This is a genomic window from Amycolatopsis sp. NPDC059657 (genome assembly GCF_042734395.1).
Taxonomy (GTDB): domain Bacteria; phylum Actinomycetota; class Actinomycetes; order Mycobacteriales; family Pseudonocardiaceae; genus Amycolatopsis.
Map to the genome: position 1 here is coordinate 8,453 of NZ_JBHWEB010000147.1, position 13,298 is coordinate 21,750.

Here is a 13,298-nt window from a genome sequence, read left to right on the forward strand (position 1 = left end):
CGGTTAGAACGTCGGCAACACTCACGACCTCGTCAGAACGTCAGGCGGCGGCCTGGGTCAGAACCTGCGCGACCACGCGGTGCGAAGGCAGGATCGAGTCGCGCTCGACGTTGAGGTCGACCTTGCCCTCGATCAGGTCGATGAACCGGTCCAGCTGGGTCGCCAGCGGCTCGCGGGCCGTGACCAGCTCCGGGATCTCCATGACCGTCTGCTGGCGGTAGCCGAGGCCGTCCGGGGTGACCGAGTCGTGCGAAACGTGGCGGTAGATCGTCACGTCGCGGCGCAGCAGGTCGATCTCGATGAGCCGGTCGAGCTCCGAGATGATCAGCGAACGCTCCTTGCGCTGACCGAGACGCGAAGCCGAAACCGTCGCGAGACCGGTCGGGAAGGTCAGGATCGTCTCGATCGTGTCCTCGGCGGTCGGGACCGATGACGGGTGGAAGAACCCGGCGCCCGAAGCCACGCGGGAAGGCGTCGCGCCACCGAAGAACTGGACGGCGACGTCGACGTCGTGGACCAGAAGGTCCCATGCCACACCGGTTTTGATGCGGGGGGCGTACGGGCCGTGGCGGCGGGCCATCAGGTGGACGGGCTCGTTCACCAGCGCGCGGGCCGTCATGACCGCCGGGTTGTAGCGCTCCAGAAGGCCGCACATGAGCGGAACTTCCTTCTTCGCCGACAGCGACACGATCTCCTCGGACAGCTCGAGGCTGTTGCAGACCGGCTTCTCGACGAGCAAAGCCTTGCCCTGGCCCAGAACTTCCTGTGCCAGCTCGTGGTGGACCTCGGTGGCCGACGCGAGCACCACAGCGTCCACATCGGACAGTGAGCCGATTTCGGGAGTCCACTTGGTGTCGAAGCGCTCGGCGCAGGCCTTGCCTGCCTCTTCACGCGGGTCGATCACGCGGACGAGCTCGACGCGCTCGTTCTGGGAGAGCACACGGGCGTGGAGCGAGCCCATGTTGCCGGTGCCGATGAGAGCGATGCGGTGCGTCATGCGCCAAGTACCTCGCGAACGGTTTCGATGATCTTGTCCAGATCGGACTCGGTGAGCTTGGGGTGCACGGGCAGCGAAAGTGCCTGCGACGCAACGGAAGCGGCGACCGGGAAGTCGGCGACCGAGGCGCCCGGGATCAGTGGGTGGTTCGAGTAGCACTCGTAGTCGAACACGATCTTCGGGTAGTAGATCCCGTTGCCGACGCCGTGCTCGGTCAGCGCGGCGGCGAACTCGTCACGCGAAAGCATCGCGTGCGGGCCGACCAGGACCGTGTACTGGTGCCAGACGTGCTCGCGGCCCGGCAGCACGGCCGGGACCTCGAGGCCGGGGGTGCCCGCGAGGCCTTCGGAAAGGCGCTTCGCGTTGGCCTGGCGAGCCGCGGTGAGCTGGTCGAGCTTCTCCAGCTGCGGAATGCCGACCGCGGCGTGCAGGTCGGTCATCCGGTAGTTGTGACCGGCCATTTCGTACTGGTACCTGGCGCGCATGCCCTGGTTACGCGACACGCGCAGCTTGTCGGCCAGCGCGTCGTCGTCGGTGGTGATGACGCCACCCTCGGCGGTGGTGATGTTCTTCGTCGCGTACAGCGAGAAGCAGCCGATGCCGAACGAACCGGCCGGCTTTCCGTCGAAGGACGCGCCGACGGCCTGCGCCGAGTCCTCGATGATGTGCAGGCCGTGCTCGGCGGCCAGCGGCGCGAGCTTGCCCATGTCCGCGGTCTGCCCGTAGAGGTGGACCGGCATGAGGACCTTGGTGCGCGGGGTGATCGCGGCGGCCACGGCGTCCGGGTCGATCGCGAAGTCGTCGCGCCGGATGTCGGCGAAACGAACCGTCGCACCGGCCTCCAGGATCGCGTTCAGCGTCGCGACGAAGGTGAACGGCGAGGTGATGACCTCGTCGCCCGGCTGCAGGTCCAGCGCCTGGATGGACGCCACCAGCGCGGTGGTTCCGTTGTTCACGGCGATGGCGTGCTTGGTGCCCGAGACGCTGGCGAACGCGTCTTCGAAGCGCTTGACCATCGGTCCCTGTGCGATGGCGCCGGATCGCAGCACCTCGACCACAAGGTCCTCCGCGTCGCGGACATCTACCACGGTGATGGGGATCATCAGCAACTCTCTCGACTGGCGGTTTCGGTGCGTCCGGTACAGTGAACCGCCGGTTCTGCGCCCGGCTAAGTCCCTTCAACGCGGGCCACACGTTACCGGGCGCACGAGCACGCCCCCGACCCCAGGTTGTTAACCCAGCCGCAACGAACGGACCCGCACGTGGCAAACCGCATCCACCCGACCGCTGTCATCGGCGCAGGTGTCGAGCTCGGCGACGACAACGTCATCGGCCCGTACACGGTGATCGCCGGTCCGGCGCGCATCGGTGACGGGAACTGGATCGGCCCCCACGTGACCATCGGAACGCCAGGTGAGGACCGTACCCGCGAGCACCCCGCCGCGTGGGACGCCGCGCCGACAGGTGACCCGGATCACGATGGGCACGGCGTCGTCATCGGCAGCCGCAACAAGATCCGCGAATACGTGAGCGTCCACCAGGGCACCTGGCGTACGACGACCATCGGCAGCGACAGCTACTACCTGCGTGGCAGCCACATCGCGCACGACTGCGTCGTCGAGGACGGCTGCACCATCGCGTCGAACGTGATCACCGGCGGTCACTGCCACATCTGGTCCGGCGCGAACCTCGGCATGGCCACCGTCCTGCACCAGCGCGTCACCGTCGGCCCCGGCGCGATGGTCGGGATGAGCTCGGCCGTCCGCAAGGAAGTGGGCGCGTTCACCATCGCCGTCGGCAACCCCGCCAGGACCACAGGCGTCAATGTGGTGGGGCTTTCCCGCCGCGGCCTGGACGAGGCCACGATCGAGGCACTCGGTCCGTGGCTGAAGGGCAAGGGTGAGCTCCCCGGCGACGGGCTGGTCGACCGGCTGCCCGCGGACCTCTCTACCTTGATTAAGGCGTGGGACGCTCGCCCGCGCGACGAGCACTAGGAGTCATCTGTGTCTGAAGTCGCTGCCAAGCTGCGCGAGGTCTTCGTCGAGTCGCTCGAACTCGACGAGGACGTGAACGTCGAGACCCTGAAGTACCGCGACATCGACGCGTGGGACTCGGTCGGCCACATGGCGCTGGTCGCCGCGATCGAGGACGAGTTCGATGTGCAGTTCGACACCGACCAGGTGATCGACATGTCCAGCTTCAAGGTCGCCGTCGACATGGTGACCCAGCTCCAGGCAGCCAATGCCTGATCTGGACGGCAAGGTCGCGCTCGTCACGGGTGGGACGCGGGGTATCGGTCTGGCGACCGCCCGCGCGCTCGCCGAGGCGGGCGCCACCGTCGTGCTGACCGGTCGTGACGAGGCGAAGGCCAAGGAGGCGGCTGCCTCAGCGGGCGCCGCCGCAGGGCTCGCCTTGGACGTCACCGACGCCAAGGCCGTCGCCGCGCTGGTCCGCGGGGTCGCCAAGGAGCACGGCAAGCTCGACATCGTGGTCGCCAACGCCGGGATCATGGAAGACGCGCTGCTCGGCATGATCCGCGAAGAGCTGGTCGACACCACGCTGAGCACCAACGTCGCGGGCACGATCCACACCGTGCAGGCCGCGGCGCGCGCCATGATGCGCAAGAAGACCGGCGCCATCGTGGTGCTCGCGTCGATCGTCGGCGAGTACGGCAGCGCGGGCCAGACCGTCTACGCGGCTTCGAAGGCCGCTGTGGCGAACATCGCACGCTCCGCGGCGAAGGAACTCGGCCGCTCGGGAATCCGCGTCAACGCGGTCGCGCCCGGCGTCATCGAGACCGAGCTGACCGCCGGGCTCAGCGAAGACGCGCGCGAGTCCAACATCGGGAGCACTCCGCTGGGCCGCCTCGGTAAGCCCGAGGACGTGGCCAACGCGATCAAGTTCCTGGTCAGCGACGACGCGGCGTTCATCACCGGGCAGGTGCTCGGTATCGACGGAGGCTTGGTTCTGTGAGTTTGGTCGGGGCAGGCGCACGGCTCATCGATGTCTCCACTGGACGGACGCTGACCGGCGACGAGCTCGCCGCCGCGATCACCGCGCAGGCGGGGACGCTCGGCGAGCTGCCGAGTGGTGTGCTGTTCGCGCGCACGGCCGTCGACCTGGATAGCGTGCTGCGGTACCTCGGCGCGTTCGAGTCCGGCCGCGCGATCGCGCTGATCGACCCGGCGCTCGACGCCGATGTCCTCATCGGGCTGATCGAGCGATTCAACCCGGCCGCGGTGCTCGCCGCGCCGGAAGCCGAGGCGCCCGACGGCTACACGCCGCGCGACGGGCACTGGGTCCGCGACGCGAAGATCGGCATCCACCCGCATCCTGACCTCGCGGTGCTGCTGCCGACCAGCGGTTCGACCGGGAATCCCAAGCTCGTGAAGCTTTCCCGCGACGCGGTGCTGTCCAACGCCTCGGCGATCGCCGACGTCCTCGGCATCGACGCCGACGAGGTCGCGCCGACCAGTCTCCCGCTGCACTACAGCTACGGGCTTTCGGTGCTGAACTCGCACCTGATCAAGGGCGCGACCGTGGTCATCGAGCCGTCCGGGGTGCTCGGCCGTGGTTTCTGGGACGCGGTCGTCGAGCACAAGGCGACCTCGCTCGCGGGTGTCCCGTATCACTACGAGATGTTGCGTCGTCTCAAGTTCGACCCCGAGAAGTACCCGAGCCTGCGCACGCTGACCCAGGCGGGCGGCAAGCTCCGCACCGAGCTGGTCACCGAGTTCAACGACAAGATCCGCGCCGCGGGCGGTCAGATGTTCGTGATGTACGGCCAGACCGAGGCCGCGCCGCGGATGACGACCGTGCCCGCCGATCGGCTCGCCGAAAAGCTCGGATCCGCTGGTCCGGCGCTGCCTGGCGGCAAGTTCGCCATCCGCCGCGACGACGGTTCCGAGACCACGCACCCGAAGATCTCCGGCGAGGTCGTCTACCGCGGTCCCAACGTGATGATGGGCTACGCGGAGAGCGAGTCCGAGCTGGCCGCGGCCGACCAGATGGGTGGCGTGCTGGCCACCGGCGACCTCGGCTACCTCGACGAAGACGGCTTCCTGTTCATCACCGGGCGGCTCAAGCGGATCGGCAAGGTCTTCGGCAACCGGGTCAGCCTGGATGATCTCGAGGGCGCCGTGCGTTCGGCATCGGTAGGGATCGACGTCGTCGCGGCCGTGGCCGCAGGCGACAAGGTCGTGTTGTTCGCGGAAGGCGCGGACAAGGCGATCTGCAAGGACGCCGCCAAGGCGCTGTCCGAGCGGCTGCACCTGCACACCAGCGGGTTCGACGTCAGGCCCATCGACACCGTGCCGCTGCTGGCCAGCGGCAAGATCGACTACCGGTCGCTGGAGGCCCGAGTATGAGCATGTTCAGCCTTTCGCAGGCGGAACGCGAGGCGCAGCTGCTGCCGCAGCTCGCGGACCTCACCGCGCACCACCGTGAGAATTCCGTCGGCTACGACCGGATCCTGGCTTCGCTGGGCGTCGAGCGGGACGCGAAGTTCGAGTCCATCGCCGACCTGCCGTGGCTGCCGGTGCGGATGTTCAAGACGCACGACCTCAAGAGCGTGCCGGACTCCGAGGTCTTCAAGACGCTGACCTCGTCCGGCACCACCGGCGCGGGCGCGTCGCGGATCTACCTGGACAAGGCCGCGGCGGGCGCGCAGACCAAGCAGCTCGGCGCGACGCTGCAGGAGGTGCTCGGCAACGAGCGCCTGCCGATGCTGATGGTCGACACGATCAGCATCATCAAGAACCGCCGCTCGTTCTCAGCGCGCGGCGCCGGCGTGCTGGGCATGGCGAACTTCGGCCGCAAGCACGTGTACGTGCTCGACGAGAACGACCAGCCGGATGTCGATGCGGTCAAGCAATTCCTTGCCACGTATGGCGACAAGCCGTTTTTGATCTTCGGCTTCACGTTCATGGTCTGGCAGTACCTGTACGAGGTCGCGCGCGAGCACAAGCTCGATCTGTCGAATGGGATCCTGATTCACTCCGGTGGCTGGAAAAAGCTGATCGACCGCGCGGTGGACAACACCGAATTCCGGCGTCGCTTCAAAGACGACACCGGGCTGCACCAGATTCACAATTACTACGGGATGATCGAGCAGATCGGCACCGTGTTCCTGGAAGGCCCGTCCGGCAATTCCTTGTACTGCCCCGATTTCGCGGACGTCGTGATCCGCAACCCGGACACCTGGGCCGAGCAGCCCGTCGGTGAACCCGGCGTGATCGAGGTCGTCAGCACGCTGCCGCACTCGTACCCCGGCCACGTGCTGCTGACCGAGGATTTGGGCGTGTACAACGGAATCGACGACGGCGACTGGCCCGGTAAGCACTTCTCGGTGCTTGGCCGCCTGCCCAAGGCCGAGGCCCGCGGCTGCTCCGACACCTTCTCTGGAGCTGCGGCATGAGCCTGACGCAACGTTTCCCCGAAGGCCCCGCCGTCGACGTCGACGCGCTGGTCGGCGAGCTGCGTGCCGAGCCGGAAGGTGGCCGTCTCAAGGTCGGCGACCCACGTGTCGTCGAGTTCCTGACGAAGTTCGCCCGCAAGCTACTCGCGCCCGCGACCGCTCGCCGTTTCCCGGAGCTGGCCTCGCTGGGTTTCTTCCTGCGTAAGGGAGAAATCGCCAAGGCACTGTCCAAGTTGGACACTGATGACGGCTCGTACCGGTTCCCGCGCGGGCTCGTGTTCCACGTGCCGCCCGCCAACGTCGACACGATCTTCGTCTACTCGTGGGCGCTGTCGGCCCTCGCCGGTAACCACAACGTCGTGCGCGTTTCGTCGCGCAGTGCCGGTGCCGCCGAGACCGTGCTGGAAGCGCTGAACGCCGCACTGTCCGATGTGGACCCGGCGACCGCGAAGGCGATCACCGCGACCCAGCGCATGGTCACCTACGACCGCAGCGACGCGATCAGCGGCGCCCTGTCCAAGGCCGCTGACCTGCGCGTCATCTGGGGCGGCGACGCCTCGGTCAACGCGCTGCGCAAGTACCCGCTGGCCGCGCACGCCCGCGACCTGACCTTCCCGGACCGGTCCTCGTTCGCCATCGCGTCGGTGACCGGCTGGCAGAACGCGTCCGAGGCCGAGCGCAAGGCCGCCGCCGAGGGCTTCTACAACGACTCGTACTGGTTCGACCAGGCCGCCTGCTCGTCGCCGCGCGCGATCTTCTGGGTCGGCGACGCCGAGGCAGCCGACCGGGCTGGCGAGGAGTTCCGGCGCCTGCTGGCGGGCGTGCTGGCGACGAAACAGCACGTCACCGAGCCCGCGATGGCCGTTCAGAAGCGCGTGTCGGCCTATGGCGCGGCCGCCGACGGCGTGGTCACCAAGATCTCGTTCGATGGCAACGACCTCGCCACGCTCGAACTGACCGAAGCCGCCGCGCTACCGCGTGAATGGCTGGGTGCTGGCACCTTCGGCCACTCGAGCGTGAAAACGCTCGCTGACCTGGTGCCCATTGTCGTTCGTAAAGATCAAACCGTCGGTCAATTCGGCTTCACTCAGTCCGAATTGGTCGAATTCGCCACCGCGCTCGCCGGTCGCGGAGTAGACCGAATAGTGCCGTTCGGGTCGGCCCTGACGTTCTCCGCGATTTGGGACGGTTACGATCTGCTGGCTGAATTCAGCCGCCTAGTGACTGTCCAGGCGTAAAGGAGACCGATGACGACGCTCGAAACGCCGGAGTGGGACGCGCCGGTTGCCGTAAAGGCGCCGAAAACCACCAAGGCGAAGATCATCGACGTCGTCAGATGGCTCGCCATCGTCGCCGTGGTCGCCTTCGCGGCCAAGTCGCTCGCTTCGAACTGGGACGAGTTCTGGCGCACGCTGAAGGACATCGCCTGGCAGTCGTCGGCGCTCAGCCTGTTCGCGCTGATCGCCAGCATGGCGGCGGCGACGTACGCCTGGCAGATCATGGTCGACGACCTCGGCAAGCCGATCGGCTACCGCCGCGGCGCGCAGATCTTCCTGGTCGGCCAGCTCGGCAAGTACGTGCCTGGCTCGGTGTGGGCGTATCTGCTGCAGATGGAACTCGGCCGCAAGGCAGGCCTGGCCAGGGCCCGTATCTTCACCGGCTCGCTGATCCAGTTCGGCGTCGGCATCGTCGCCGCGCTGGTGCTCTCGATCCTCGCCATGCCCGCGGTCTTCAGCAACAGCCCCAACGCGCTGTGGCTGTTCATCCTGCTGCCCGCCGGGCTCGCCGCGCTGCACCCGAAGGTGCTGACCTGGGGCACTTCGCTGGTGCTCAAGATCCTGCGCCGCCCGCCGCTCGACCACCAGCTGACCTACCAGACCATCGGCAAGGTCTTCGGGTTCTCGGTACTCGCGTACGCGTTCCAGGGTGTGCACCTGTGGTTGCTGGCCAACTCTGTCGGCGCGCCGGGATTCACCGGACTGGTGATGTGCGTCGGCGCGATGGCGATCGCCATGACTTCCGGCACCTTCGCGTTCATCCTGCCCAGCGGTGCGGGTGTGCGTGAGGTCGTGATGGTCGCGGTGCTGACCGCCAGCGGGCTGTCCGTCGGCCAGGCGACGGCGTTCGCGGTGGCCTCTCGGGTGATGTTCACCGTCGCCGACCTGCTCACGGCAGGCGGAGCGGCGATCGCGGCGCGCTTACGGACGGCTTAACCCACCTCGGGTAATGATCACCCACATGGCCTAGATCCAGTGATCCATTCCCCGAATGGAAACACGCACCGCACTTGCTCGATACTCTTCACAACTCGGCATCACTGTCCGGAGGGTGAGGATCTGTTGGTCTTCGTGATGATCGGCGGGTGGGCTCTGCTCGCCGTGTTCGTCCTCGCCGCGTGGACCCGGATCACGGCCGACAAGACCTGGCGTACCTGGGCTTTGCTGCTGACGCTCGGATTTTCGCTGCTGCATCAGCTGCTCTACTCGACGGTGACCGACGACGCGTTCACCACCTTCCGCTACGCCCGCAACATCGCCGAGGGCTATGGCCCGGTGTTCAATCCCGGCGACCACGTCGAGGGTTACCCGGCTTTCCTGTGGCTCGTGCTGGTGAGCATGCCGAAGGTGCTGTTCGGCTGGGACATCGTCGTCACGGCCGTGGTGCTCGGCATCATCGCGGCGCTGGCGTCGGTGCTGCTGGCGTACTTCGTGGTCAGCCGGATCGTCGGCGACGCGCGTCAGGCGAACGACGACAGCCCGAAGGCGCTGGGTGTGCTCGCCGCGGTGCTCACCGCGGCTGCGGGTGGGCTCGCCGCATATGGCGGCTCCGGGCTAGAGACGTCGTTGTACGTGTTCATCCTGATGGCGGTCGTCTACGCGCTCGCCGCGCATCGCCCGGTGATCGCGGGCGTGTTGGCCACCTTGGCCACGATGACCAGGCCGGAAGGCGTGTTGGTGGTCTTCGTCGCCGGGTTGTGGCTGCTGTACTCGGCGGTGCGCAAACGCACCAGCTGGTGGGCGCCCGCCGGTTATGTGCTGGGTGCGCTGGTGTTCGCGGTGCCGCGCGCGGCCTGGCGTGAGACGTTCTACGGGCACCTGCTGCCGAACGTCGTCGCCGCCAAGCTCGGCGGACCGCTCGGCTGGCGGCTCGAGACCGGCTTCCGGTATCTATCCGGATTCAGCTTGGCGCACTTGGGTTTTCTGCTGCTCGGCGTCGCGACGCTCGGGATGCTGCTGCGTAATCGCGCGGCGGGCCCGCACGAGGCGCGTGGCCGTTCGCTGGTCTGGCTCGTGCTGGCGCTGGTCGTCGCACAGCTGGTAGTCGTGCTGCTGACCTCGGGCGCCGACACCTCGCCCGCCTGGCGGCTGTTCGTACCGATCCCGCCGATGCTGGCGATCGCCGCGTGCGCCGCGTTCGGCGTGGTGACACCCGCTCGCCCGGTCAGGGGCGTCCCGATCGTGGCGCTCGTGCTGGCAGGCGCCGCGGTGGTCGCGTCCGCGCTGAGCCCGCACATGCTGACCGCGATGCACGACTGGCGCACCCAGACCGCCGAACGCGAGCAGCTCGGCGACTGGCTGGGCGACCGGCTCGCGCCGGGGACGGTGATCGCGGTGTACTCCAGCGGCGCCGTCGCCTACCACGCCGGCACGTCGATACTGGTCATCGACGTACTGGGCGTGACAGACGACCACATCGCGCGCCACGGCACGCGCACCGAGGCGTCGCGCTACCTCCCGACGGACTTCGAGTACGTGCTGAACCGGCGGCCCGCGCTGGCGCTCGCGACCGCCGAGGCGTACACCGACTCCCAGCACTGCGTGATGGACCCGTCCTACGCGCCGCAGTACGGCGTGGCGACGTTCAAGCGGCTGGACACGGGCAAGTGGGTCACCCTCTACCTGCGTGGTGACCAGTACCAGACGTTGAACGCGCAACTGAGTGCCGATGACCGCTACGAGTTCGTTCCCTGCCCCTGAGCGTGGCGCTCAGCACGGTTACGGGAAACCTACGGTGCCGTAACCTGGCTGGATGGCTGAGTTCGTGTACCCGCCTGTCGTACTGGCGGCCAAGACCATGTTCCGCGTGCTCGACAACCGGATAAGCGTGGAGGGCGCGGAGCACATCCCGGCCACCGGCGGTGCGGTGATCGCCTGCAACCACATCAGCTATCTCGACTTCATCTTCTGCGGCCTCGGCGCCCAGCCGGCCAAGCGGCTGGTGCGCTTCATGGCCAAGAAGGAGATCTTCGACAACCGCATCGCCGGGCCCCTGATGCGCGGCATGCATCACATCTCGGTCGACCGCAAGGCAGGCCTCGCCTCCTACCGCGAAGCCCTCGAAAAGCTCAAGGCCGGCGAGATCGTCGGTGTCTTCCCCGAGGCGACCATCAGCCCCTCGTTCACGGTGAAGGACATCAAGTCCGGCACGGTCCGCATGGCCGCCGCCGCCCGCGTCCCGATCATCCCGATGGCGCTCTGGGGCACCCAGCGCCTCTGGACCAAGGGCAGGCCCAGGACGTTGACCAAGCGCCACGTCCCGATCTCGATCCTCATCGGCGAGCCCATGCACGCGGCACCCGGCGAAGACGCCGAAGTCCTCAGCAAGGAACTCCGCCTCCGCATGTCAGCGCTGGTCGACAAAGCCCAGGCCGAGTACCCGGACAAGCCCGCCTCCGAGGACGACCGCTTCTGGCTCCCCGCCCACCTGGGCGGCACCGCCCCCACCCCCGAGGAAGCCAAAGACCTCTAGGCCTGGAAAAAAATCCCAATGCGGCATTGGTCAGGTTTCAGCACGCCAATGTGGCTTTCGTCAGGTGAAATCTGACGAAAGCCACATTGGGATTTTTTTCCAGGAATCCCCAGGTCAGAACCAGCGTTCGAGGACCTGGGCGACCCCGTCCTCCGAGTTGGGGGCGGTGACCTCGTCGGCCGCGGCGATGGCGGACGGGTGGGCGTTGGCCATGGCGACGCCGTGGCCCGCCCAGCGGAGCATCTCGATGTCGTTGGGCATGTCGCCGAACGCGATGACCCGGTCGACGCCGACGCCGAAGCGGGCAGCGACCTCCGCGAGGCCGGTGGCCTTGGTCACGCCGTGCGCGGACAGTTCGATCAGGCCGCCGTCGGTCGAGTAGGTGACGTCGACGGCGTCGTCGAGCACCGCCGAGACCGCCTCGGCCATCTCGCCCGAGGTCATGCCGCGGGCGCTGACCAGCACTTTGATGGCGGGCAGGCCGAGGATCTCACCGCGCGGGGCCGTCGCGCCCTCGCCGTCGCCCCAGGGGTTGTGGTAGTCGGGCTCGATCACGAAGTTGCGGACGTCGGGGTCGAACGCGCTGGTCCCGACGCGCTCGGCGGCGATACGGCAGCCGGGCAGCGCCTTGTCGAGCGTTGACGCGATGTCGTGCAGGAGCATCGGGTCGAGGGTGCCGTGCACGGCGACGATGCGGTCGGCGCCGATGTCGTAGAGGACCGCGCCGTTCGCGCAGACCGCGTAGCCGGTCAGGCCCGCTTCCTCGGCGACACGGGGGATCCAGCGGGGCGGACGGCCGGTGGCCAGCACGAACGGCACACCGTCGTCGAGCACCCTGGCGATCACGTCGATGGTGCGCTTGGTCAGCGTCTCGGTCGGCGCGAGCAGGGTGCCGTCCACGTCGGACGCGATCAACTGAGGTTTCTCCACTTGGTCATTCTCCCCGACCAGCGCGGTGTCGTACCCAGCCGCTAGCTTGACGAACGTGCGCGTTGGAATCGTGATCCTTCCGGAAGACCGTTGGTGGGCCGCCGAGCCCAAGTGGAAAGCAGCCGAGGAATACGGCTTCGACCACGCCTGGACCTATGACCATCTGGCATGGAGAGATCTCGCCGACGGGCCGTGGTTCTCAGCCATGCCAACGTTGACAGCCGCCGCGATGGTCACTTCGCGGATCAAGCTCGGCACCTTCGTGGCGACGCCGAACTTCCGCCATCCGATCCCGTTCATGCGTGAGCTGACCACGCTCGACGACATTTCCGACGGCCGGTTCATCCTCGGCGTCGGCGCCGGTGGTGGCAAAGCTCACTACGACACCGAGGTGTTCGGCGTGCCGGAGGGCACGGTCAAGGAACGGACCGACCGGTTCTTCGAGTTCGTCGCCGCGCTGGACGGCCTGCTGGTCAACGACAAGTTCGACTTCGAGGGCGAGCACTACAAGGGCGTCGGCGTGCGTAACCTGCCCGGCTGCGTGCAGCGGCCTCGGCTGCCGTTCCTGATCGCCGCCAACGGGCCGCGCACGATGGGGCTGGCCGCCCGCTTCGGCAGCGGCTGGGTGACCACCGGCAAGATCAAGCCGGAGACGCCGGAGGAGTGGTGGCGGGGCATCACCGAGCTCGCCGCGAGGTTCGACGAGAAGCTCGAGGCGGAAGGCCGCGACAAGACGAAGATCGCCAGGTACCTGAGCCTCGACGCGTCGCCGCTGTACTCGCTGTCGAGTGTCGGCGCGTTCACCGACGCGGCAGGCCGCGCGGCGGAGCTCGGCTTCACCGACATCGTCACCCACTGGCCGCGTTCGGACGGCTGGTATGAGGGCCGCGAGCTGGTTTTGGAGCAAGTTGCAAGTGACGTCTTGCCCACCCTGCAGGCCCAGCGCTAGTCCGATCGGGTGACAGTACCGGTCAGAGGAAACCGATTTCCGGTCACAGACGTCAACTGGTAGAACACAACAGGGGGATAGCGGGAGTGATCCCGCATCCGAGTTCACCCCGGGGGTGAATGGGGGACGGTGGCCCTCGTGGTCACGGCAGGGGCGCCCCCGTGCAACACGGCCACCAACCATAAACGGGACCGACCAGAAGAGGGCCGCGCGCGGGGTTAGAATGTCGAACCAATCTAGATAAAAAAAAAAAAAAA

Annotated in this window: 13 protein-coding genes; 10 read left to right on the top strand and 3 right to left on the bottom strand. The window is 67.5% G+C overall.

Features of this window, described 5'->3' with window-relative positions:
• Positions 1-40: 40 nt before the first annotated feature.
• Both ACFV15_RS42575 and ACFV15_RS42580 read right to left on the bottom strand, forming a co-directional pair.
• A complete protein-coding gene (locus tag ACFV15_RS42575; protein ID WP_378358449.1) occupies positions 41-997 on the bottom strand; it encodes a Gfo/Idh/MocA family protein in 957 nt (318 codons plus the stop codon).
• Positions 994-2,100: a DegT/DnrJ/EryC1/StrS family aminotransferase gene (locus ACFV15_RS42580; protein ID WP_378358451.1), complete on the bottom strand. Its 1,107-nt coding sequence runs from the start codon at positions 2,098-2,100 to the stop codon at positions 994-996. Before ACFV15_RS42580 ends, ACFV15_RS42575 begins: the two co-directional genes overlap by 4 nt.
• Before the next feature lie 159 nt (positions 2,101-2,259).
• On the opposite strand from ACFV15_RS42580, the gene ACFV15_RS42585 reads away from it, so the two are divergent.
• From ACFV15_RS42585 to ACFV15_RS42625, 9 genes are all read left to right on the top strand, one after another.
• The gene (locus tag ACFV15_RS42585) at positions 2,260-2,991 is read left to right on the top strand and encodes a UDP-N-acetylglucosamine acyltransferase (RefSeq protein WP_378358452.1); all 732 of its coding nucleotides are present in this window, start codon (positions 2,260-2,262) and stop codon (positions 2,989-2,991) included.
• Positions 2,992-3,000: 9 nt separating this feature from the next.
• Positions 3,001-3,246, top strand: a complete 246-nt coding sequence (locus ACFV15_RS42590; RefSeq protein WP_378358454.1) for an acyl carrier protein — start codon at positions 3,001-3,003, stop codon at positions 3,244-3,246.
• A complete protein-coding gene (locus tag ACFV15_RS42595) occupies positions 3,239-3,970 on the top strand; it encodes an SDR family NAD(P)-dependent oxidoreductase (RefSeq protein ID WP_378358455.1) in 732 nt (243 codons plus the stop codon). The genes ACFV15_RS42590 and ACFV15_RS42595 overlap by 8 nt, the downstream gene beginning before the upstream one ends.
• Positions 3,967-5,364, top strand: coding sequence for an AMP-binding protein (locus ACFV15_RS42600; protein WP_378358457.1), 1,398 nt, complete (start codon positions 3,967-3,969; stop codon positions 5,362-5,364). The genes ACFV15_RS42595 and ACFV15_RS42600 overlap by 4 nt, the downstream gene beginning before the upstream one ends.
• Positions 5,361-6,413 (top strand): acyl-protein synthetase, encoded by a 1,053-nt coding sequence (locus ACFV15_RS42605; RefSeq protein WP_378358459.1) that lies wholly within the window; start codon positions 5,361-5,363, stop codon positions 6,411-6,413. The genes ACFV15_RS42600 and ACFV15_RS42605 overlap by 4 nt, the downstream gene beginning before the upstream one ends.
• Positions 6,410-7,651 (top strand): acyl-CoA reductase, encoded by a 1,242-nt coding sequence (locus ACFV15_RS42610; protein WP_378358460.1) that lies wholly within the window; start codon positions 6,410-6,412, stop codon positions 7,649-7,651. The genes ACFV15_RS42605 and ACFV15_RS42610 overlap by 4 nt, the downstream gene beginning before the upstream one ends.
• Before the next feature lie 9 nt (positions 7,652-7,660).
• Positions 7,661-8,626 (top strand): YbhN family protein, encoded by a 966-nt coding sequence (locus ACFV15_RS42615; protein ID WP_378358461.1) that lies wholly within the window; start codon positions 7,661-7,663, stop codon positions 8,624-8,626.
• A gap of 135 nt (positions 8,627-8,761) precedes the next feature.
• On the top strand, positions 8,762-10,390 hold the full coding sequence (locus ACFV15_RS42620; RefSeq protein WP_378358469.1) for a hypothetical protein: 1,629 nt from the start codon (positions 8,762-8,764) through the stop codon (positions 10,388-10,390).
• A gap of 52 nt (positions 10,391-10,442) precedes the next feature.
• Positions 10,443-11,162 carry a lysophospholipid acyltransferase family protein gene (locus ACFV15_RS42625; protein ID WP_378358463.1) on the top strand — a complete coding sequence of 240 codons (720 nt, stop codon included), beginning with the start codon at positions 10,443-10,445 and terminating at the stop codon, positions 11,160-11,162.
• A 114-nt stretch (positions 11,163-11,276) separates the two neighbouring features.
• Here ACFV15_RS42625 and ACFV15_RS42630 read toward each other — a convergent pair whose 3' ends face one another.
• Complete coding sequence (locus tag ACFV15_RS42630; protein WP_378358465.1) at positions 11,277-12,092, bottom strand: HAD family hydrolase; 816 nt, start codon at positions 12,090-12,092, stop codon at positions 11,277-11,279.
• A gap of 55 nt (positions 12,093-12,147) precedes the next feature.
• Here ACFV15_RS42630 and ACFV15_RS42635 point away from each other — a divergent pair, with 55 nt between their 5' ends.
• Positions 12,148-13,041, top strand: a complete 894-nt coding sequence (locus tag ACFV15_RS42635; RefSeq protein ID WP_378358467.1) for an LLM class flavin-dependent oxidoreductase — start codon at positions 12,148-12,150, stop codon at positions 13,039-13,041.
• Positions 13,042-13,298 lie beyond the last annotated feature (257 nt).